At 66.5% G+C, this 20,612-nt stretch carries 20 protein-coding genes; 18 read left to right on the forward strand and 2 right to left on the reverse strand.

From position 1 onward, the window contains the following. The first annotated feature begins 9 nt into the window (after nt 1-9). The 4 genes from OH799_RS08505 (at nt 10) to OH799_RS08520 (ending at nt 3,610) form a co-directional block, all read left to right on the forward strand. The gene (locus tag OH799_RS08505) at nt 10-1,524 is read left to right on the forward strand and encodes a class I adenylate-forming enzyme family protein (RefSeq protein ID WP_406281925.1); all 1,515 of its coding nucleotides are present in this window, start codon (nt 10-12) and stop codon (nt 1,522-1,524) included. Nucleotides 1,525-1,564: 40 nt separating this feature from the next. Next, nucleotides 1,565-2,188, forward strand: a complete 624-nt coding sequence (locus OH799_RS08510; protein ID WP_406277521.1) for a TetR/AcrR family transcriptional regulator — start codon at nt 1,565-1,567, stop codon at nt 2,186-2,188. 70 nt (nt 2,189-2,258) lie between these two features. Further along, nucleotides 2,259-2,594: an EthD domain-containing protein gene (locus OH799_RS08515; protein WP_406277524.1), complete on the forward strand. Its 336-nt coding sequence runs from the start codon at nt 2,259-2,261 to the stop codon at nt 2,592-2,594. Beyond that, on the forward strand, nt 2,591-3,610 hold the full coding sequence (locus OH799_RS08520; protein WP_406277527.1) for an MBL fold metallo-hydrolase: 1,020 nt from the start codon (nt 2,591-2,593) through the stop codon (nt 3,608-3,610). The genes OH799_RS08515 and OH799_RS08520 overlap by 4 nt, the downstream gene beginning before the upstream one ends. Before the next feature lie 34 nt (nt 3,611-3,644). Here OH799_RS08520 and OH799_RS08525 read toward each other — a convergent pair whose 3' ends face one another. Continuing rightward, the gene (locus OH799_RS08525) at nt 3,645-4,409 is read right to left on the reverse strand and encodes an SDR family NAD(P)-dependent oxidoreductase (protein ID WP_406277530.1); all 765 of its coding nucleotides are present in this window, start codon (nt 4,407-4,409) and stop codon (nt 3,645-3,647) included. 439 nt (nt 4,410-4,848) lie between these two features. On the opposite strand from OH799_RS08525, the gene OH799_RS08530 reads away from it, so the two are divergent. Continuing rightward, the gene (locus tag OH799_RS08530; RefSeq protein ID WP_406277533.1) at nt 4,849-6,138 is read left to right on the forward strand and encodes a cytochrome P450; all 1,290 of its coding nucleotides are present in this window, start codon (nt 4,849-4,851) and stop codon (nt 6,136-6,138) included. Between the two features lie 34 nt (nt 6,139-6,172). Here OH799_RS08530 and OH799_RS08535 read toward each other — a convergent pair whose 3' ends face one another. After that, nucleotides 6,173-7,177 (reverse strand): LacI family DNA-binding transcriptional regulator, encoded by a 1,005-nt coding sequence (locus tag OH799_RS08535; protein ID WP_406277536.1) that lies wholly within the window; start codon nt 7,175-7,177, stop codon nt 6,173-6,175. Nucleotides 7,178-7,342: 165 nt separating this feature from the next. On the opposite strand from OH799_RS08535, the gene OH799_RS08540 reads away from it, so the two are divergent. From OH799_RS08540 to OH799_RS08600, 13 genes are all read left to right on the forward strand, one after another. Beyond that, nucleotides 7,343-8,338: a substrate-binding domain-containing protein gene (locus OH799_RS08540; protein ID WP_406277540.1), complete on the forward strand. Its 996-nt coding sequence runs from the start codon at nt 7,343-7,345 to the stop codon at nt 8,336-8,338. Then, on the forward strand, nt 8,335-9,312 hold the full coding sequence (locus OH799_RS08545) for an ABC transporter permease (RefSeq protein WP_406277543.1): 978 nt from the start codon (nt 8,335-8,337) through the stop codon (nt 9,310-9,312). The genes OH799_RS08540 and OH799_RS08545 overlap by 4 nt, the downstream gene beginning before the upstream one ends. Before the next feature lie 9 nt (nt 9,313-9,321). Next, a complete protein-coding gene (locus OH799_RS08550; RefSeq protein ID WP_406277546.1) occupies nt 9,322-10,092 on the forward strand; it encodes an ATP-binding cassette domain-containing protein in 771 nt (256 codons plus the stop codon). After that, nucleotides 10,089-11,033 (forward strand): ribokinase, encoded by a 945-nt coding sequence (locus OH799_RS08555; protein ID WP_406277550.1) that lies wholly within the window; start codon nt 10,089-10,091, stop codon nt 11,031-11,033. Before OH799_RS08550 ends, OH799_RS08555 begins: the two co-directional genes overlap by 4 nt. 25 nt (nt 11,034-11,058) lie before the next feature. Further along, nucleotides 11,059-11,448, forward strand: a complete 390-nt coding sequence (gene rbsD / locus OH799_RS08560) for a D-ribose pyranase (RefSeq protein ID WP_406277553.1) — start codon at nt 11,059-11,061, stop codon at nt 11,446-11,448. A gap of 85 nt (nt 11,449-11,533) precedes the next feature. Beyond that, a complete protein-coding gene (locus OH799_RS08565; protein ID WP_406277556.1) occupies nt 11,534-12,823 on the forward strand; it encodes a PepSY-associated TM helix domain-containing protein in 1,290 nt (429 codons plus the stop codon). 245 nt (nt 12,824-13,068) lie between these two features. Then, nucleotides 13,069-13,998 (forward strand): L-threonate dehydrogenase, encoded by a 930-nt coding sequence (gene ltnD / locus OH799_RS08570; RefSeq protein ID WP_406277559.1) that lies wholly within the window; start codon nt 13,069-13,071, stop codon nt 13,996-13,998. A gap of 1 nt (nt 13,999) precedes the next feature. Further along, nucleotides 14,000-15,283, forward strand: coding sequence for a 3-oxo-tetronate kinase (otnK, locus tag OH799_RS08575; RefSeq protein ID WP_406277562.1), 1,284 nt, complete (start codon nt 14,000-14,002; stop codon nt 15,281-15,283). Continuing rightward, nucleotides 15,280-15,954, forward strand: a complete 675-nt coding sequence (locus tag OH799_RS08580) for an aldolase (RefSeq protein WP_406277565.1) — start codon at nt 15,280-15,282, stop codon at nt 15,952-15,954. Before otnK ends, OH799_RS08580 begins: the two co-directional genes overlap by 4 nt. Before the next feature lie 75 nt (nt 15,955-16,029). After that, nucleotides 16,030-17,337, forward strand: a complete 1,308-nt coding sequence (locus OH799_RS08585) for an MFS transporter (protein ID WP_406277568.1) — start codon at nt 16,030-16,032, stop codon at nt 17,335-17,337. Between the two features lie 33 nt (nt 17,338-17,370). After that, a complete protein-coding gene (gene otnI, locus OH799_RS08590; protein WP_406277571.1) occupies nt 17,371-18,174 on the forward strand; it encodes a 2-oxo-tetronate isomerase in 804 nt (267 codons plus the stop codon). Next, the gene (gene denD / locus OH799_RS08595) at nt 18,171-19,214 is read left to right on the forward strand and encodes a D-erythronate dehydrogenase (protein ID WP_406277574.1); all 1,044 of its coding nucleotides are present in this window, start codon (nt 18,171-18,173) and stop codon (nt 19,212-19,214) included. Before otnI ends, denD begins: the two co-directional genes overlap by 4 nt. A gap of 5 nt (nt 19,215-19,219) precedes the next feature. Beyond that, entirely contained in the window at nt 19,220-19,972 is a 753-nt protein-coding gene (locus tag OH799_RS08600; protein WP_406277577.1) for a FadR/GntR family transcriptional regulator, read from the forward strand. Nucleotides 19,973-20,612: the final 640 nt, after the last annotated feature.

Here is a 20,612-nt window from a genome sequence, read left to right on the forward strand (position 1 = left end):
GAACAGATGATGAAGGCACTGGCGAAGGAAATGCTCGAACGGGCGCGGCGCTCACCGGAGGAGATCGCGGTCGTCGACGAACTCGGCAGGCACACCGTGGACGAGATAATGGCGGCGGCGCGCATACTGGCCGAACGCATAGCCGGCCTCGATCGGCACGGCCCCACGGTGCTGGTGCAAGCGGACAACACCTGGCACACCCTCGCGGCCGCTGTCGCGGTCGGCCTGCGCGGTGGCGTGGTCGCGGTGTTCAGCCCGCACGCCACCGAGTCCGAGTTCCGGCTGGTCGTCGAGGATATCGATCCCGATCTGGTGGTCGCCGAACCCGAGGCGCTGTGCCGCTGGGAAGTTCCGGACGGCGACTTCCCGCTCAGCGAGCCCGCGTTCGGCGACCATCTGTTGCGTGCCCGGTCCGGGCCGTTCGGTCCGGTGGATCGCTGGCGTGGTGGTACCGCCATCGCCATGACCTCGGGTTCCACCGGTCGGCCGAAATGCGTGGTGCAGTCCGAGGAAGCCATCCGCTACGCCTGCCGCAGCACGATCGAGGCCGTCGGTCTGCGAACTGGTGACGCTGTGGGAGCGTTCGTACCCCTGTCGTCAGTGGCGGCGTTCTGTTTCGGCATGTATTTGCCGACATATTTGGGCGGCAGAATGGTCGCGATCGGCAAATGGTCACCCGGAGGCGCGTTGGCCGCTATGGCAGCCGACGAGGTGGCCTGGACAATGCTGGTTCCGACCATGGCGCTGCAGCTGTCGGTCGTCGAGGACAGTGCGGGCGGATTGTCGACGCTGCGCGCGATGACCGTGGGTGGTGGCCCGATGAACCGGCGGTCGCTGGCCGAGGCCGAGCACAAGCTCGGTACCACCTTCCTACGGGTGTTCGGCATGTCGGAATGTCTCGGCCACACCACCCCGCGGTTGGACGATCCGCCGGCGATCCGGCTCGGCAGGGACGGGCGCCCGTTCGCGGGAACGGTGGTGCGGGCGGTCGACGCCGCGGGCAATGCGCTGCCTGCCGACGAGATCGGCGATGCCCAGGTCAAGGGACCGTCGCTGTTCGTCGGCTACGCGCGCGGCGGCGCCCCGGTGCCGCCGGAGCTCACGGCGGACGGCTTTCTTGCCACGGGTGACTCGGTCGAGGTCGCGGTCGACGGCTCGATCCGGGTGACGGGACGGCAGAAGCAGATCATCATCCGCGGCGGACGCAATATAGATATCAACGAAGTGGAGGCGGCTATCGCGGGCCTGCCCGGTGTGGTGCAGGTGTGCGTCGTCCCGGTGCCCGACGATCTACTCGGTGAGCGCGCGGCCGCGCTGGTGGTCACCGACGGTGCACCGCTGGCACTGGACGACGTGACCGAACAGCTCGCGGCGGCGGACTTTCCCAAGTTCAAATGGCCCGAGTATTTGTTCACAGTCGCGGATCTGCCGCAGAACCGCGTCGGCAAATTGTCCCGGCTGGAGGCAGTCCGCCTGGCATCTAAGCTCGCCGCAGCTGACCCGAGTTCACCTCAGGTGCGGTAGTGTTGAAGCATCCACACACTCGACCGGGGGTATTGCGCTCATGACCGTTGACGCCGGAGTACGCCGGGAAAGTTCGCGCTCGAAGCGCGGCAATATCCTCGCCGCGGCCATCGAGCAATTCGGACGAGTCGGTTACGAGCACACCAAATGGGCGTCGATCGCCGACGAGGTCGGAATCGGCCAGACCGCTCTGTACCACTATTTCGAGTCGAAGGCCCACTGCCTCCTGACGATCATGCGACTCGAATTGGCCGATTCCGTCGACCGTTTCCTCACCGCGATCGAGGACGAAACGGAGCCCGAACAAGCCCTGCGGGCCGCGGTGGCCGCCGCATTGCGCGCCGCACCGACCGATGCCCTCCAGCGACGAATTCTGCAGAACCATATGGATCTGCTGGCGGCGCCGCGCCAGTCGGCGAAGGAAGAGGCCGAGCGCCTGCGGTCCCGGGAACTGGTACAGAAGATCGAGCAGAATTGGACCGAGCTGATCGCCCGGGGAATCGACACCGGGGTTTTCGCCAGCGGGGACCCACGCATTCTTGGGCGGCTGGTGCTCGGCGTGGTCATCAGCGTATGGCGTTGGTACCGGCCCGACGGTGACCTCACCCTGGCTCAGATCACCGAAACCGTCACCGACGCGGCTGTTCGGATGGTTCGGAAGTAGGCGCCGCCTGGGCGCGGATCCGGATTCCGCGTCGACCCGTAAACCGAACAGAATTCAGTTAGGAGCAGTGATGTACAACCTCCTCGTTCTGGCATCCCGCCCCAGCGATTGGTCGCACGACCAGTTCATCGAGTGGTGGCGCGGTGAACACGCCGAAGTGACCTATCCACTGCCGGGACTACTGCGCTGGCAACACACCGAACTGCTCGATTCGGCCGACGAGAAGTCCGCAGGCTGGGACGGGCTGTCGATATTGAGTTTCGAATCCCGTGCCGCGCTCGACGCCGCCCTGGCCAGCCCGGAATGGAAGGCCGCGGTCCGGAATGTCGGCGCGATGGGCGGGCGGCGCATGATCTGGTTCGGAGAGGAGCAGACTATGGTGCCGCTCGCCGGTTCCACCGAATGAGCGCCCACTGGGCCGAACCCGGCTGCTTTCCGATCGCCGAAGGCATCCACCGCATCCCGCTGCGACTACCGCAGGACGGCCTGCGCGCGGTCAACGTCTACGTTCTGGAGACCGACGACGGTCTCGCGCTCGTCGATGGGGGATGGCACCGCCCGGACACCTACCGCGAACTCTCCGCCGCACTCGCGCGGATCGGCCGCTCCCCCGACGAGATCCACGACGTGTTCGTCACCCATATCCACCGTGACCACTACACCTTCGCCGTCGAGCTGCGCCGCAGGCACGGCTGTCGCATCCATCTCGGCGTCGACGAATCGCCGGGCCTCGACGCGATCCGACTGCTGGCCAGTAGCGTGCCGGAGAGTTCGCTGCGTGAACTGCGACGCGCCGACGCGGCCGATATCGCCGCGCGCGCCTACGCCGACAGCGTCGACGAGCCCTTCGACCCGCGAGACTGGGAGAAGCCCGATCACTGGTTGCGCCCGGGTTCGGTTTCACTCGCCGGATACGATCTGCGAGTTCTCGCGACACCCGGACACACCAAGGGCCATATGGTCTTCCACGATCGTCGACGACGGTTGATCTTCACCGGCGACCACCTGCTGCCCACGATCACCCCGTCGATCGGATTCGAACTGGGCTCGTGGGACCTGCCGCTGGACAACTTTCTTCGGTCGCTGACGATGCTGCGCGATGACGACGACCAGACGATGCTGCCCGCACACGGACCGGTCGGCGGCAGCGTCGGGCGGCGGGCGCGTGATCTGCTTGCCCATCACGACCGCCGATTCGCCCAGATCCTCGCCGTAGTCGCGGATCTGGAGCCATGCACCGGACTCGCGGTCGCCACGGCGCTGACCTGGACCCGGCGCGAACGCCGGTTCACGACGCTGGACACCTTCAATCAGATGGTGGCCACCTGCGAAACCATGGCACATCTCGACGTCTTGGTCGTACGGAACGTACTGACGGTAAAGGACAACGACAGCGTGGACGTCTTCTCCATCGCGCGCTGAAGAAGACGTCGCTTCCTGCCGTCGACGGACTGTCTCAGGCGCAAGTCCAGCCGCCGTCCACATAGAGTTCGGTGCCGGTGACGAAGGTCGAGTCGTCCCCCGCAAGGAACGCGACCGCCGCCGCGACCTCCTCGCTGCGGCCGAGCCGACCCATCGGTGTCTTCGTGAGCATCGCCTTGTGTCGTTCGCTGCCGCCGTACCGCTCCAGCAGCTGCTCGGTCTCGATGAATCCGGGATGGATGGAGTTGACCCGAACGCCTTTCGTCGCCCAATGCAGGGCGGCATTCTTGGTCATGGTGCGGACCGCGCCCTTGGCCGCGGCGTAGGCAAGGCTGTTGCCGAGCCCGCCGACGGTGCCGAGGATCGAGCACAGATTGACTACGGCACCTCCCCCGCTCTGCTCGATCAGCGCGCCCGCGTGTTTCATCCCCAACCACGTGCCGGTCTGACTCACCTCGATCACCCGGTTGTACCGGTCGAGATCCTCATCCACGACCGAGGCCAGGCTGCCGATGGCGCCGTTGTTGACGAGGCCGTCCAGACCGGCGAAACGCTCGCGGACACCGGCGACGACATCGCGCCACTGATTCTCCTGAGTGATGTCCAGCCCCAGCGCGAGATGCCGTTCGGGATGGGCCGACGCTGTTACCAGTCGAGCGCATGCGGTCGCGTCGAGATCGGTCACGACCACCGACGCCCCTTCATCCGCAAGCCTGCGCACGATCCCTACGCCGATCCCGCCGGTCGAGCCGGTCACCAGCACGACCTTGCCTTGGAGTCTGGACAGGACCGATGCCATAGTGCGGCCTTTCTTTGTCGGTGATTGTGCCGACCCGGGGCCCGCGGATCATCGGCAGTACCACCAGGTAGGCGAGCGCCACCAGGAACACCAATAAGAAGAAGCAGCGCATCCACTCGCCTAAACTGAACTGATGTCAGTTTGAAACTTAGGTGAAACACAGTGGGGTGTCAAACGCCGCGCGGCAAATATATGAAGTGAATACGCACCGCGCAGTCGCCCGGGCGGCCAAAGCGATCACCACGCACCGGTCGGCGCTGATGTCGGCTATGACAGTCGAAACACCTTGTCGCGCAGTGGGCGTTCGCCACCGTAGCCGGCGCTGTACCATCGACCGGTTCCGGCCGGAACTCAGGTAACGCGCTCTCCGGAGCAACGAATCGGCACGGAATCCGTGCCCTACCACCGCAGTGTCCACGAACAGTATGGAGTTCCATCCTTGAGTACGCCGCTGTCCCGAACACAGGCCCGATCCTGCCCGGTATTCCACGGCTCACCGATCGATTCCGACGACCCGCGGGTGCCCCTGCATTTGCCGGAATTCGCTGCGGATCCCCACAGCACCTACCGGCAAATGCGAAGGCAATACGGTTCTTTGGTGCCGGTAGAGCTGGCCGCGGGTGTGCCGGCCACCTTGGTGATCGGCTACAGTACCGCAGTGCGGATCCTCAACGATCCAGAGCACTTTCCTGCCGATCCACGCGCCTGGCAGAAGAACGTCCCCGCCGACTGCCCCATCCTTCCGCTTTTGGAGTGGCGGCCCACCGCGAGTAGAAGCGCCGGGGCCGACTTCACGCGCTACCGACAGGCCATCACCGCGAGCATCGACGCGGTAGATCTGTATGCGCTGCACGGCACCGTGGAGCAGATCGCCATCCCGCTGATCAACTCCTTCTGCCAGAATGGCGGTGCCGATTTGATCCGTCAGTACGTGTTCCCGCTGGTGTTCGGAGCAGTCAATGACTTGCTCGGCTGCCCGCCGGAGATAGGGCAGCGAGTCGCTGCCGCTACGGCCGCGATCGTCGAGGGTGTCGATGCCGAGAACGGCAATCGAATGATGTACGAGGCGCTGCTGGAACTGGTAATGCTCAAACGGGCAGAACCCCGAAGCGACATCACCTCACACCTGCTCCAGCATCCAGCCGAACTGGATGAAATGGAGCTGGTCAACCATGTGGCACAGGTCTACGGCACGGGGATCGAGTTTCTGCTGAACTTGATCGTCAACACCTTGCTGCTGATCCTCACCGACGATCGGTTCGGCGGCAGCGTCCTGGGCGGAAACCTGTCCTCCCGCGACGCACTGGACGAGGTCTTGTTCAACGACCCGCCCCTGGCAAACCTCCTGATCACCTATCCTCGTCAGCCGATTCTCGTCGACGGCGTCTGGCTGCCCGCTCATCAACCGGTCGTCATCAGCATGGCCGCGTGCAACAACGACCCCACGATCCGGGCAGAGGACCAGACGGGCAATCGCTCCCATCTGGCATGGGGCCTCGGCCCGCACGCCTGCCCTGCGCAATCCTTGGCCTACCTGATCGCGCAGGACGCCATCGATCAGCTTCTCGATGCGCTGCCCGAGATGCAGCTGGATCCAGCAAACGGCACGCCGACTTGGCGCCCGGGGCCCTTCCACCGAGCCTTGACGGCACTGCCGGTCGCATTCCCTCCCTCCGCTCCGTTGAACGCACACAGCGAATCGGTTCGCTGGTCAGCCCCGCGTTCGTGACCCGCTGCCGGTCATAGCCTGCGACCCCGGGCCTTCAGAACTCGTCGGGACAGCCGCATGAGCCACGGGTCTTCAGTTCCGCAGCGAGATTCACCACACCGGGCCGGGGCGAGCGGTTCTCGATCTGTTCCAGCAGCAGGTCCACCGCCACTTCGGCGATGCGCCGCGCGGGCTGCACCATCGTGGTCAGTCCCGGCCGGGTGTAGCGGGAGTACTCGATGCCGTCGAACCCGATCACCGCAAGCTCGTCGGGCACCCGCAGCCCGGCGTCGTAGGCCGCGCGAAGCATGCCCATAGCCTGCAGATCGCTGGTGACGAACACGGCGGTCGGTGTGCGTGGACCTGTCATGAGCTCGGTGAGGCCCCGATACCCGGCCGCACCGCCGAAATCGGTTCGCACGATGGGACCTTCGGGCAAGTCGGCGGCAGCCAGCGCGTCCCGGTAGCCCTGCACGCGGTCCTCCGCGGTGGAGACATGCGGACCGCTCAGGCAGGCGATGTCGCGGTGGCCGTGCCCGATGAGATGCGCGACGGCCTCTTGTGCGCCGGTCACCGAATCGCACATAACGTGGGCGCAGCGCGCTGGATCGATGATCCGGTCCAAGGCGACCAGCACCATGCCGGCCTCCTCACACGCGTCGGCGATACCGGTCCCCCACGAGGAGGAGATGGCCAGCATTCCTTCGACGCGGCGATCGATGAACGTGCGCATGTAGGCGCGTTCCCGCGCCTCGTCCCCGGCGGCATTGCCGACGAACAGCGGATACCCCTTGGCGAACGCGGCCGCCTCGATGACCGCGGACAGTTCGGCGAAGAACGGGTTCGCCCCGTCGGGGATCACCATGCCGAGCGCGTGCCCGCGGTTCATGCGCAGGCTGCGCGCGGACATATTGGGACGGTAGCCGAGTTCGGCGATAGCGGCCTCGATGCGGGCCCTGGTCGCGGGCGCGACCTGCCGCGGTCCGCCGTTGAGCACATAGCTCACCAGGGCAGGGGATGTGCCGGCCAAGCGGGCCACGTCGGCTCGTGTGACTGCCATCGAGATCTCTCCTTGTTCGACCGCCCGGACGAGCATTTCGCACACGCCTCTTGACAGTTGGTGACTCGGGTCACAGACTACTCATCAACTCGAGTTGATCAACACGAGTTGATAATCGGATACGGATAGGTCGAACACACCATGAATGCTGGACTCAGGCGTGCAATGGCGCCGCTTGTCCTCGTCGGCGCGCTCGCCGCGGCTGCCTGCGGTCGCGGTGGCGATGACGGGAGCTCGGAGGATTTCAAGATCGCAATCGTCACCCGCAACTTCACCAACCCCTACTGGGCGGCGCTGCGGGACGGCGCCCTCGCTGAGGGGGCCGAGCTCGGGGTCAAGGTGACAGTGCAGGCCGGTCAGTCCGAGACGGACGCCGATGGCGAAAACGCCCAGATCTCCACCATGGCCGCACAGGGCTACGACTGCTTCGGAGTGGTCCCCGTCAACAGCACCAATGTGATCACCCCACTCACGGCGGTGGCCCGCAAGAACATCCCGATCCTCAACCTCGACACCCAGATCGACCCGAAAGCCTCCGAGCAGGCCGGGGTGTCCTACGCCGGCTTCATCGGTTCGGACAATCTCGACGCCGGCCGGATCGCAGGCCAGAAGATGCTGGAAGCGCTCGGCGGCACCGGCAAGGTGGCCATCCTGCAGGGTATTGCCGGCGAGCAGAACGGGATCAATCGCGACCAGGGCTTCAGCGACATCGTCGCGGGCAAGCTGGACGTCGTGCAGAAGGCGCCCGCCGACTATGAACAGGACAAGGGACTGCAGGTCACCGAGGCGATCCTGAAGGCGCACCCCGACATCACCGGCATCTTCGCCGCCAACGACACCATGGGCCTCGGCGCCGCGCAGGCGATCAAGAACGCCGGTATGACCGACCGGATCAAGGTGATCTCCGTAGATGGCATTCAGGCGGCTCTCAACGCGGTCCAGGCGGGCACCCTCTATGGCACGGTGACCCAATACCCTTATGCCGAAGGCCAACTCGCGGTCCAGGGCTGCCTGGCCCAGCACCACGGCAAAAAGCTGCCCGAGCGAGTGGTCTCGCCGATCGCCTTCATCGGCAAGGACAACGTCGATCAACAGATCTCCGCGTTCCCGCGCCCGATCGTCGCGTTCGACAGCCCGCTGGAAGGACTGCTGAACAAGTGACGGCCGGGGCAAACATCGAATCGGCAGATCCCCGTGCGCGTGAGGGGCGCACGGGGATCCTCGCCAAGGTCGCCGAATTCGCGGCTCCGCTCGCCCTGGTCGTGCTGTGGGTAGCGTTCTTCATCGCCACCCCCAACTTCCTGACTCTCGACAACATCGGCGATCTGCTGGTCGCCTCGACGATCCTGACCGTGTTGGCACTGGGCCAGCAGTTCGCGATCGCCGTCGGCGGCATCGATCTGTCGGTCGGCGCCAACCTGCCCTGGTCGGCCGCCCTGCTCGGCTACATGACCAGCCACGGGCATTCGGTGACGGTCGGCATGGTCGTGGCGATTCTCGGTGGCCTTGCGGTCGGCGTGATCAACGGCCTGCTGGTCGGGCGGCTGCACATGACCGATTTCGTGGTCACGCTCGGCATGCTGAGCGTCCTCAGCGGCTGCACCCTGCTGCTGACGCACGGGAACACGGTCGCGGTGAATTCCCGCTTCCTGCAACGGCTCGCGCTAGACGGGATCGGCCCGGTGCGCTGGTTCTGGCTGCTGGCGCTGGTGGCGGCGCTCACCGTAGCCGGCATCATCTTCCACACCCGGATCGGCACCCATCTGCTCGCCACCGGCGGGCGGCTGGAAGCCGCGCGCGACACCGGTATCTCGGTGGACCGCATCCGGCTGTTCGCCTACGCGATGGCCGGGCTGCTGTGCGGCGTCGCAGGCGTCATGCTTGTCGCCCGCAACGGCGGCGCCGATCCGTCCGTGCAGACCACCTACCTGTTGAGCTCGATCGCGGCGGTCGTGCTGGGCGGCTCGTCGCTCAGCGGCGGCAAGGCATCGGTGCTCGGCACTGTGTGCGGTGCGGTGCTGTTCACCTCGCTGATCAACGGGTTCACCATTCTCGGCATCTCGCAGTACTACCAGCCGGTCGCCGTCGGCGCCGTGCTGTTGCTGGCCGCCGGGATCTCCCGATTCCGAAAGTAGGCCGACGTCATGTCGATTCCATTGCTCGAGGCCCGTGACCTCACCAAGTCGTTCGACTCGGTCCGCGCGCTGGCCGGAGTCACGATGACAATTCCGAAAGGCGAGGTGACCGCACTGGTCGGCGACAACGGCGCCGGCAAGTCCACGCTGGTGCGCTGCCTCACCGGGGTGCAGCCGCCGGATTCGGGGCAGATTCTGTTCCAGGGGGAATCAGTGCGGCTGCGCTCCCCCGAGGACGCGCGCAAGATGGGCATCGAGACCGTCTACCAGGACCTCGCGCTCATCGATGACCTGGCCGTATGGCAGAACCTGTTCCTCAACCGGGAACTGGTATATCCGCTCGGCATCGTCAACCGCAAGGCGATGATCACCCGCAGCGGGGAGATCCTGCGCGAACTCGACGTCGACGTGCCCTCGGTCCGCACCACTGTGCGCCGGATGAGCGGCGGCCAGCGCCAAAGCATCGCCATCGCCAGGGCAGTGGCCTGGGGCAAATCGATGGTGATCATGGACGAGCCGACAGCCGCACTGGGTGTGCGCGAGACCGCTGCAGTAGAGAAGCTCGTACGTGGCCTGCGGGACCGCGGCGTCACGGTACTCATCATCAGCCACGACCTGGCGCAGGTGATGCGCATCTGCGACAACGTGGTGGTGCTGCGCCGCGGCAGATCCGTTGCGGCACATAAAATCGACGAGGTCGACGGCGACCGGCTGGTCGCGCTGATCACCGGCGCCGCGCCCGGCAACCTCGAGGTCGCCGCGGCCGAGGGAGTCTCGTGAAGGTCGTCGTCCTGGGGTCGGTCAACCAGGACGTGGTGTGCGAAGTGGAGCGACTGCCCGGGCCAGGAGAAACGGTGCTTTCACTCCGGTCGCGAACCAACTTGGGCGGCAAGGGATCCAATCAGGCCGTCGCGGCGGCCCGCGCCGGCGGACAGGTCGAATTCGTGGCCAGGGTCGGCCAGGATGCGGATCCGGAGCTGCGGACATCGTTGCGCGAATACGGCATCGGACTCACCGCGATGCGCGAGGTCCCTGGCGCACGAACCGGGAGGGCCTACATCACCGTCGCCGACGGCGAGAACCAGATCGTCGTAGATCCTGGCGCCAACTTCCACTGGGAGTTGGAGACCGAACTCGGCACGCTGGCCGAGGACGGGCTGCTCGGTTCAGCGGATGTCGTTGTCGCCCAACTGGAAGTGCCGGTGCCGGTGGTGGCTTGGGCGGCGCGCCGCGCCGGCCGGTTCGTGCTCAACGCCGCGCCAGCTGTGCCGCTGGCGGATGAACTACTGCGCCGTTGCGACCCGCTGATCGTCAACGAATCCGAGCTGTCGACGTTCAGCGGGGCGACGGCGGAGACATCTGCGGAGGCATTCGACCAGGCCCGCGCCCTATGCCTGCGCGGGATACCCTCCGTGGTTGCCACGCTGGGCGCCGCCGGTTCGGTCTGGGCACGCCGCGTCGATGAATCAGCGACCGTTGTCGGGACGTATCAACCCGCACCACAGGTGAATGCAGTGGATTCCACCGGAGCCGGCGACGCCTTCGTCGGCGCCTTGGCCACCGCACTCGCCGACGGATCCGACCTCGGCGCCTGCGTGGCCTTTGCCACCGCGGCCGCAGCCGTCGCGGTGCAGTCGCCCGGGACCCACGCCTCCTACCCCACCCGAGATCAGGTTGTCATCGCGCTCGCGGCCCTTCCCCCGGCCCAGCGGCTCGTCTGAATCCTCTCTTCGAAAAGGAACGAACTTGCGGACCAGCGGACTCATTCATGCCGAACTACTTTCGGCGCTCACCGCCCTGCGCCACACTGACCTGTTCGCCGTCAGCGACTCCGGGCTTCCGGTGCCCGTCGGTGTGCCGGTCATCGATCTGGGAATCAGCTACGGATTCCCTCGATTCGAGCCGGTGCTCGACCTCATCCTGCGAGAGGTCACCGTCGAGGCCGCCTGGGGCAGCCGTGACGTCGCCGACCAGAACCCTGAAGCGGCAGCGCTGCTCACGGATCGTCTGCGGGCCGAACTCATCGACCACGACGACTTCAAGCGGCACATCGGGCACTGCCGCTTCGTGGTACGCACTGGAGAGGCCCAGCCCTACGCGAATGTGTTGCTGCGAGCGGGGGTGCCCTGGCTGTAGTGGGCTGGCCATCCAGATCCGAGGAAAGCCCGAAATGCCCATGCGACCGAGCGCGGACAAAAGCAATTAGGTTAGCCTTCCCTCTATGACTGGAGTCAGGGTACGGGCGGATGGTGTCGACTACACCGTATCCAGCCGTCGATCGGCAGACGGGGCCGCAGATCGCGGCAGCAGGTCCGTGACTCGTTTCCGCAAACGAAAGCCGGTGCGCCGGGCACTGATCACGTCCCACCGCTGGTCGTCGCTGATTCTCGGGCTCCTGTTGGTGATCCAGTCGACATCCGGAGCAGTCCTGCTTTATCACGCGGAACTGTTCCGCGTGAGCCACCGCTCGTTCTACCAGCACACCGACACTCCGCCGGTGGTGAGCACCGAGCAGGCAGTGGACCTGGTGCGAACAGCCGACCCGAACTTCGATGTCGGCTGGGTCGGCTCGGACGGCGGTGTGATCGCCGTCGGCAACCGCGACCGCACCGCGGCCTACTCGGTGGACCCCGGCACCGGACGAATCAACGAACACGCAAGCATCACCGACGGCGCACTCGGCTTATTGCAAAACCTGCACAACTGCGCCTTCGGCTGCATCCGCTACGCGGGTGCCGTGCCCGCGGTCAACGGACACGCACCGATTCTCGACTTCACCTGGGCGGCGCTGATTCTCAGCACTGTGGGCCTACTTCTGGTGTTGCTCGCAGTGTCGGGCGCCGTCATTTGGTGGCCGTCGGTGAAGCGTTTGCGCCACGGCTTCCGGGTACGAACCAGAAAGGGCCGCTTCGCTCGCGACCGCGACCTGCACAACGTCATCGGGATCGTCAGCGTCCCTTTCCTGCTCATGTGGGGAATCACCGGCGCCGCTTTCGAATTTCCCGCGGTGGAGCGAGCTTGGCTGGCCATGACGGGCGGAGAACCCGTCACCGCATTGCCACAAGACAGCTTCACCCCCCGGCAAGCGCCCCCCGGGGCCCCGACGATTTCCATCACCGAAGCCTCCGACCTCGCCCTCCATCAAGTCCCCGGCAGACTCGCCTACCTCATGCTTCCCACCGAAACCGCGAACTACTACCGCGCCGCCATCGCCGCCGCCGACGCCTACTCCCCCTACGAAAACCGAGCCTTCTACAGTGGCGACGTCTTCGTCTACATCAACGCCAACGACCCCACTGATACAAAGACCGTCGACTCCAGCCAGGCGCGCCCGCTCGCCAACAGCTTCTACGACCAGGTCTTCCAACCTGCCCATTTCGGCTGGCTGGTCAACAGCTGGTGGCGCCTGATCTGGCTTCTCTTCGGCCTCACCCCACTGGCACTCGCCGTCACCGGCCTCTCCACCTGGCTTTTCAAGCGTGCCACCCAGCGCCGCAAACGAGCCGCCTAGCATCGCGGGCACCGTGGGTCCGAGAGGCGAAAGTGCGTTGACCGCCAGCCGTTGAGTCCAGGCGTCACTCTTTTGGAAGCGTGACGATTCCGGTTGACCGCCATGCGGCCAGGAAGCCGGCCCCCAGGTGATGTGATAAACATCACAGTATCTCCCATCACAAATCAGGTCATCATATGACCTGGTCACATTAGGAGAGGCTGCGCCTGGCGTGGCATTGCACCGGCACACAACGAGGATGAGCGATGGACGACCAGCACAGACCAGCAGAGGACAGCTCGGCCCGGCCACGAGTGGGCGTGGTCGGCCTCGGAGCCATGGGACTCGGCATGGCCCGCAGCCTGCGTAACGCCGGGTACGACGTCGGCGTCCACGACATGAGGTCGGAGGTGGCCGAGACATTCGCCCAGGACGGTGGGACGGCATTCGCTTCCGCCCGGGACCTGGCGGCCACAGTGGATGTCCTGGTCGGTGTGGTAGTCAACGCGGCTCAGGTCGAATCGGTCCTGTTCGTTGACGGGGTGGCAGACCAGCTCACACCGGGCGCTGTCTTCGTGATGTGCTCCACCGTCCCCCCCGACTGGTCCGCCCAACTCGAAGGGCGCCTGGCCGAAAAAGGTGTGCTCTACCTGGACGCACCCATCTCCGGTGGTGCCGCGCGCGCCGCGGCCGGCGAGCTCACCATGATGACGTCGGGCTCCGCCGCGGCATACGCGGTCGCCGACCCAGTGCTCGAGGCCATGAGCAGCAGGGTCTACCGCCTGGGCGACCATGCCGGACCGGGCTCGCAGGTCAAGATCGTGAACCAGCTGCTGGCGGGCGTGCACATCGCCGCCGCGGCCGAGGCGATGGCCCTGGGCATCCAGGCGGGCGTACCGGCCGAGGCGCTCTACGAGGTCATCACGCACAGCGCCGGCAACTCGTGGATGTTCGAGAATCGCATGGCACATGTGTTGGCCGGCGACTTCACTCCCCTGTCCGCGGTCGACATCTTCGTCAAAGACCTGGGTATCGTGCTCGAGTCCGCACGGCCGCAGCAGTTCCCGCTCCCGCTCGCCGAAACGGCGCATGCGATGTTCCGCCAGGCATCGGCCTCCGGTCTGGGAGCCGAGGACGACAGCGCGGTCATCAAGATCTTCCCAGGCATCGAGCTGCCCGAGCCGGCCGAGGTCTGACATGGGAATCCGACTCGGCTGCATCGCCGACGACCACACCGGCGCTACGGACCTGGCCAACAACCTGGTGCGCGCAGGCATGCGCGTGGTCCAGCTGATCGGGGTGCCACCCGCCGATACGGGCCGAGAAATCGACGCCGACGCCGTGGTCATCGCACTCAAATCGCGCACGATCCCGGCCGCCGAGGCCGTCTCCGCCTCGCTCCGGGCGCTCGCCTGGCTGCTGTCCGCGGGTGCCGACCAGATCTACTTCAAGTACTGCTCCACTTTCGACTCGACGCCCGAAGGGAACATCGGTCCGGTGACCGAGGCCCTGATGGAGGCGATGGGCGCCGACTTCACCATCGCTACACCGGCGTTCCCCGACAACGGGCGGACGGTCTTCAAAGGCCACCTGTTCGTCGGCAATACGCTGCTCAGCGCGAGCAGCATGCGCCAGCACCCGCTCACACCGATGACCGACTCGAACCTGGTCTCGGTCCTCGGCGCGCAGACGACGCGAGCGGTCGGCCTCATCGACTACACGGTCGTCGCGGACGGCGCGAAGGCGATCCGGTCGCGCATCGACGCCCTGCGCAGGGAAGGTGTCGCGGTGGCGGTCATCGACGCTCTCTCCAACGACGACCTTGTGCACTTGGCCGCCGCGGTGCGGGGAATGCCGCTGGTGACCGCCGGCTCGGGTCTGGCGATCGGTCTGCCCGCGAACTGGGGGTTCGCACCGTCCCGGACCGCCACACTGCTGCCACCCCCCGACGGTCATCGGGCCATCGTCTCCGGTTCGGTCTCCGCGGCGACGAACCGCCAAGTGTACGAGCACCTGCGCCGCGGGCTCCCCGCGTTCAGCGTGGACCCGTTGCGCGTCGCGGCCGGCACGGACGTCGTCGGCCAGGCATTGGCCTTCGCCGAGGCGCACCTTGCGGACCGGCCCGTCCTGGTCTACTCCACCGAGTCACCGCAGGTGGTCCGCGACGTTCAGGGCCGCCTCGGCGCCGCCGAGGCCGGTGAACTCGTGGAGCGGACCCTTGCCCGCGTCGCGCAGGGGCTTGTCGCGCAGGGCGTTCGCCAGCTCGTCGTCGCAGGTGGCGAAACCTCGGGAGCGGTGGTGCAGGCCCTTGGCATCACCGGGCTTCGAGTCGGACCGCAGATCGACCCCGGTGTGCCGTGGTGCGCGGCAACCCTCCCCGATGGGGAAACCCTCCACATCGCGCTCAAATCCGGAAATTTCGGCGGTGCCGAGTTCTTCACCACCGCGTTCGCCTTGCTGGCCCGGGAGGCTGCCACATGACAAAGCTGCTCAGCACCGCGATAGCTGAGGCGCGCGCGGCGATCGTCCGGGTGGGCACGAGCCTGTTCGCCCGCGGCTACGTCCACGCCGGCGCTGGCAACATCAGCGCGAGAATCGGCGACGACTACCTGATCACACCCACCGACGCCGCTCTCGGCTTCCTCGACTCCGACCAGCTCGCGCTGGTCGACGCGGATGGCGAGCAGATCGCCGGGAACCGCGCCAGCAAGACGCTGGCCCTGCATCAACGTATCTACGCCGCCGACCCCGCGGCCCGCTTCGTCGTCCACACCCACTCCACACACCTGGTCGCGCTCACCCTCTCCGGCGTGTGGAACCCCGACGACGTGCTCCCACCCCTCACCCCCTACTACGTGATGAAAGTCGGACACGTCCCGCTCATCCCATACCACCGGCCCGGCGACCCGCGCGTGGCCGACGTGGTGACCGCTCGGATCGCCGACCGTGCAGCACGCGGCACGCCGATCAGAGCCGTCCTACTGGACCGGCTCGGGCCTGTGGTCTGGGGCCCCGACGCGGCTACCGCCACCGCCGTCCTCGAAGAACTCGAGGAGACCGCACGCCTGTGGATGCTGACCGACCGTCGCCCTGAGCCACTGCACGCCTCGGCCCTCGACGAGCTGAGGTCCACCTTCGACGCCGCCTGGTGACCGGCGCCGACAGAGTCCTGATATCACCTTGCCGGCCACGCCCGGTACCCTCCTCAACGCCGAGAAAGTTCCATCATGTCCCTGCCCATCACGACGACCGAGACGCCCGACCTCGCCCGCGAGGACGCCGTCTTCCGCAAGGTCGTGCGCCGCATCGTTCCGTTCCTCATCCTCTGCTACGTCGTGTCCTACCTGGACCGGGTCAATGTCGGCTTCGCGAAACTGCAGATGTCCGACGACCTCGGGTTCAGTGAGGCGGCGTTCGGTCTCGGTGCCGGCCTGTTCTTCATCGGGTATTTCCTCTTCGAGGTCCCCTCGAATCTGCTGCTGCAACGCATCGGCGCCCGCGTCTGGATAGCCCGGATCATGATCAGCTGGGGCCTGGTCTCGGCGTTGTTCGTGTTCGTCACCAACGAGACGATGTTCTACGCGCTCAGGTTCCTCCTCGGCGCCGCGGAGGCGGGGTTCTATCCGGGGGTGATCCTCTACTGCACCTACTGGTTCCCGTCCCACCGTCGGGCCAGAGTGATCGCGATGTTCATGTCCGCCATCCCGGTGGCCGGCATCTTCGGCAACCCGCTCTCCGGCTGGATCATGGATCGGTTCCAGGGTGTGCACGGGTGGCAGGGCTGGCAGTGGATGTTCCTGTTCGAGGCGCTACCCGCGGTGGTCGTCGGCGTGATCACGCTGTTGTACCTCGACAACAGTGTGCGGAGTGCGAAGTGGCTCACCGACGAGGAGAAGTCGATCGTCGAGCGGGCGGTCGCCGCCGATGCCGCGCACCAGACGGTGCACGGCCGGGTGTGGGAAGCATTCCGCGAACCCAAGGTATGGCTGATGAGCGTCATCTACTTCTGCTTCGTAATGGGTCAGTACGCCCTGACTTTCTGGATGCCCACCTTCGTCAAATCCACCGGTATCAAGGGTGGCCTCGCGGTCGGGTTGCTCAGCGCCGTGCCGTTCCTGGCCGCGCTCGTCGCGATGAACCTGTTCGGCCGTTCGGCCGACAAGCGCCGCGAGCGCCGCTGGCACCTGGTCATCCCGTCGCTCATGGGGGCCGTAGGTTTCACGCTCGCGGCAAGCTGGACCGGGTCGACCGCACTGTCGCTCGTGGCGCTGGCCGTCGCGGCCGCCGGGGTGCTCACCTGCGCGCCGCTGTTCTGGTCGCTGCCCACCGGATTCCTGGGCGGCGCGGCGGCCGCGGCCGGCATCGCCGCGATCAATTCGGTCGGCAACCTGGCCGGCTTCGTCAGTCCCTACATGATCGGCGCACTCAAAGACGCCACCGGCTCGACGTCGATCCCGATGTACGTCCTGGCGTTCGCCCTGGTCATCGGCGCCGGGGCGGTGCTCACCACCAAGAAGCAAGCCGTCAACCGCTGACCCTACGGTCAGCGTCCGAGCACAGGAGGCGCTATGCCGAGGTTCGCCGCGAACCTGTCCACGATGTACACCGAACACGACTTTCCAGGCCGCTTCGCCGCAGCGGCCGCGGACGGCTTCGAGGCCGTCGAGTACCTCTTTCCGTACGATTACGATGCCGCCGAGCTGCGCCGCCGACTCGACGACCACGGACTGCGACAGGTGCTCTTCAACGCGCCTGCCGGGGCATGGCAAGCCGGAGACCGCGGGATCGCGGCTCTACCCGGGCGCGAGGGGCAAGTGCGCTCCGGGATCGACCGGGCGCTGGAGTACGCCGCGGCGCTGGGCTGCCCGCGGGTACACGTGATGGCCGGGCTGGTCCGACCGAACGCCACTCCGGCGCAGCTGATCGGGCACCGTGACACCTACCTGGCCAACCTCACCTGGGCGGCGGAGCGGGCAGCCTCCGCGGGTGTCGACATCCTGATCGAACCGATCAACCGCCGCGACATGCCGGGCTACTTCCTGACCACGCAGGCCGAGGCCCACGCACTGTTGCGGGACGTGGGAGCGGCGAATCTGAAGGTGCAGCTCGACCTGTACCACTGCCAGATCGTCGAGGGCGACCTCACCGCGACTCTGCGCCGAGACATACCGACCGGCCGAGTCGGTCATCTGCAAGTCGCGGGCGTACCCGAGCGCCACGAGCCGGACCACGGTGAGCTCGACATCCACCACCTCTTTCGCGTCATCGACGATCTGGGCTTCGACGGGTGGATCGGCTGCGAGTACCGCCCCCTCGCCGGAACGAGCGAGGGGCTCGGCTGGCTGGACGCATACCGAGGAGCACACGCATGAGGATCGTCATCACGGGCGGCTTCGGCTTCCTTGGCCGACAAGTCGCCGCCGCGCTGCTCGACAGCCGGACATTCCGCGGTGCCCCGATCGAGCACCTGGTGCTCGCCGACCGATTCGTGCCGCCCGACTCGTCGGTGGCGACCGATCCCCTCGTGGACATCGTCAAGGGCGATCTGATCGATGGCCTCGGGGAGCTGTTCGCCGAGCCGGTGGATGCGGTGATCCACCTGGCCTCTGCCGTCTCGGCCGAGTGCGAGGCCGACTTCGACCTCGGCATGCGCGCCAACGTGGATACGACGCGCGCGCTGCTCGAGGCCGCTCGGGCACAGTCGGATGCCGGAGGGCGGACGCCGAGGGTCGTGTTCTCCAGCAGTGTCGCCGTCTACGGGTCCGACCCGATGTCGCCGCTACCGCCGGTAGTCAGTGAAGCGACCTTGCCCGCGCCGCGATCGAGTTACGGAACGCAGAAGTTTGTCTGCGAGCTGCTGATCGCGGACTACACCCGCCGTGGCTTCATCGACGGACGCGTCGCCCGGCTGATGACCGTGTCGGTGCGGCCGGGCAAGCCGAATGCGGCGGCTTCCGGCTTCCTGTCCGGCATCGTCCGGGAACCGCTCGCGGGCCTGCAGGCGATCTGCCCCGTCGATCCGGGTCTGCGTGTGGCCTTGGCCTCCCCCCGGCGGACGGTCGAGGGAATCCTGCGCGTCGCGGAAGTCGAACGCGGCACCGGGCCGGGCCGGCTCGAAGGCGCAGGGCCGGTCAACCTTCCAGCGCTCACGGTCTCGGTCGCCGACATGCTGGCCACGCTGCGGAGGGTGGCCGGGGACACCATCGCCGAACTGGTGACGATCGCTCCTGATCCCGAGGTGGAGGCACTCGTGGGTTCGTGGCCCGCGGTCTTCGACAACGCGCGCGCCGCCGCTCTCGGGCTGGAGGCCGACCCGGACTTCGAGGCGGTGGTACGGGATTACCTCGCCGACAATGCCGATGCGATCAAGTATCGCCTTGCGGCAGCGGGCGACGCGGCGCCGATAGACTGACAACCATGCTTTCCAAGGTGCGCGGCCCGGTCCGGCTCGCGGATCGGGTTGCCGCGATGCTCTCGGAGGAGATCGATTCGGGCCAGCTCGCCGAGGGCGACCGGTTACCGACCGAGGTGGAGCTGGTCAAGCAGTTGGGGGTCAGTCGTACGGTGGTGCGCGAGGCTGTGTCGCGGCTGCGTAACGCGGGGCTTGTCGAGCCGCGGCAAGGTCTCGGTGTGTTCGTGACGTCGCGGCGCACCCGTCCGCTCGACTTGGCGGCCGAGGCCGCCGACACAAAGTCGAAGGTTTTGCAGATCGTCGAGGTTCGCCGCGCGTTGGAGGCCGAGGCCGCCGGTCTCGCCGCCACCCGAGTCACGCCGGATACCGTTGCCCGAATCCGTCAGGCATTGGACGCGATCGACGCCGCGGTCAGAGCCGGCGGTGACGGCGTGGACGAGGATCTCTCCTTCCACCGCACTATTGCCGAGTCGACCGGGAACTCGGTGATGGCCTCGACGGTGCGGTACTTGGGCGACCTGATGCACGGCGGTATCCGCGTGACACGCGCGAACGAGGCGCGGCGTGCCGATTTCATCGCTGCCGTCCGGCAGGAGCATCACGCCATCCTGGCCGCCATCGAGGCCGGAGACACCGGGGCGGCACGGGCGGCCGCGCGCCGCCACATGAAGCATGCCGCCGCCCGACTCCAGGATGCGGATGATCGGTTCTGGACCGAAACCGATGACCTCGAGGTCGATCTCGACACCGCTCCCTGACCCCCGCAGCCCATTTCGATCCAGATATCCGTTTCCCCGTTCCACCAGAGGTTCGACTTCCGGCTCAGTGGGACGTCGCTGACTCGATCCAGCTCCATCCCGGCCTCCGTTGCCGACAACCGAAGGACTCACTGGCTTCGCGTGAAATGCACGGGCGAGCCGACTATTTCGGCAGCGGGTGGACAATGTCGCCCTGTGCCGCCGCGAGCGGTGCTCGAACGACGGGACAAAGTGCGGCGCGAGTTACCAATGCCGGGAATGCCCGATACTACGGCGGTAGAGAGGAATGCCGCCTTGGTATCCGGTGGTCTTGGAGTGAGGGTTACGAATGGTGCTCGTAAGCCCGCTGACTGGGATGCCAGGGCGGTCGCAGGAAGGGGGCGCGGATGGCCACTACCCGCGATGAGCTGATCGGGTTCGTCGAGGACCTGTACATTCCCAAGATCGCCAGGTATGGCCTCGAGTCGGTGATCCACGCAGCGCAAGAGGCCATGGAGGTGTCGATCCTGCTGTTCGCCTCCGGCGAAGGTGGCGAACAACCGGATCTGGTGGGTTGGCTGGACAAGCGGAACCTGCTCAGCGACGACGGACTCGACGAGCCACCGGGTGAGTCTGTGATGGCCGAGAATTACAGCTCGCG

Source organism: Nocardia sp. NBC_00881 (assembly GCF_045207455.1).
Classification (GTDB): domain Bacteria; phylum Actinomycetota; class Actinomycetes; order Mycobacteriales; family Mycobacteriaceae; genus Nocardia.

Bases quoted from the DNA above. Each gene is read 5' to 3' on its own strand.
- OH799_RS08525 (WP_406277530.1), bottom strand. From the start codon at position 4,409: ATGGCATCGGTCCTGTCCAGACTCCAAGGCAAGGTCGTGCTGGTGACC.
- OH799_RS08580 (WP_406277565.1), top strand. From the start codon at position 15,280: ATGACAAAGCTGCTCAGCACCGCGATAGCTGAGGCGCGCGCGGCGATC.
- OH799_RS08565 (WP_406277556.1), top strand. From the start codon at position 11,534: ATGACTGGAGTCAGGGTACGGGCGGATGGTGTCGACTACACCGTATCC.
- OH799_RS08505 (WP_406281925.1), top strand. From the start codon at position 10: ATGAAGGCACTGGCGAAGGAAATGCTCGAACGGGCGCGGCGCTCACCG.
- OH799_RS08540 (WP_406277540.1), top strand. From the start codon at position 7,343: ATGGCGCCGCTTGTCCTCGTCGGCGCGCTCGCCGCGGCTGCCTGCGGT.
- OH799_RS08600 (WP_406277577.1), top strand. From the start codon at position 19,220: ATGCTTTCCAAGGTGCGCGGCCCGGTCCGGCTCGCGGATCGGGTTGCC.
- OH799_RS08535 (WP_406277536.1), bottom strand. From the start codon at position 7,177: ATGGCAGTCACACGAGCCGACGTGGCCCGCTTGGCCGGCACATCCCCT.
- denD (WP_406277574.1), top strand. From the start codon at position 18,171: ATGAGGATCGTCATCACGGGCGGCTTCGGCTTCCTTGGCCGACAAGTC.
- otnI (WP_406277571.1), top strand. From the start codon at position 17,371: ATGCCGAGGTTCGCCGCGAACCTGTCCACGATGTACACCGAACACGAC.
- ltnD (WP_406277559.1), top strand. From the start codon at position 13,069: ATGGACGACCAGCACAGACCAGCAGAGGACAGCTCGGCCCGGCCACGA.
- OH799_RS08515 (WP_406277524.1), top strand. From the start codon at position 2,259: ATGTACAACCTCCTCGTTCTGGCATCCCGCCCCAGCGATTGGTCGCAC.
- OH799_RS08520 (WP_406277527.1), top strand. From the start codon at position 2,591: ATGAGCGCCCACTGGGCCGAACCCGGCTGCTTTCCGATCGCCGAAGGC.
- OH799_RS08510 (WP_406277521.1), top strand. From the start codon at position 1,565: ATGACCGTTGACGCCGGAGTACGCCGGGAAAGTTCGCGCTCGAAGCGC.
- OH799_RS08585 (WP_406277568.1), top strand. From the start codon at position 16,030: ATGTCCCTGCCCATCACGACGACCGAGACGCCCGACCTCGCCCGCGAG.
- otnK (WP_406277562.1), top strand. From the start codon at position 14,000: ATGGGAATCCGACTCGGCTGCATCGCCGACGACCACACCGGCGCTACG.
- OH799_RS08550 (WP_406277546.1), top strand. From the start codon at position 9,322: ATGTCGATTCCATTGCTCGAGGCCCGTGACCTCACCAAGTCGTTCGAC.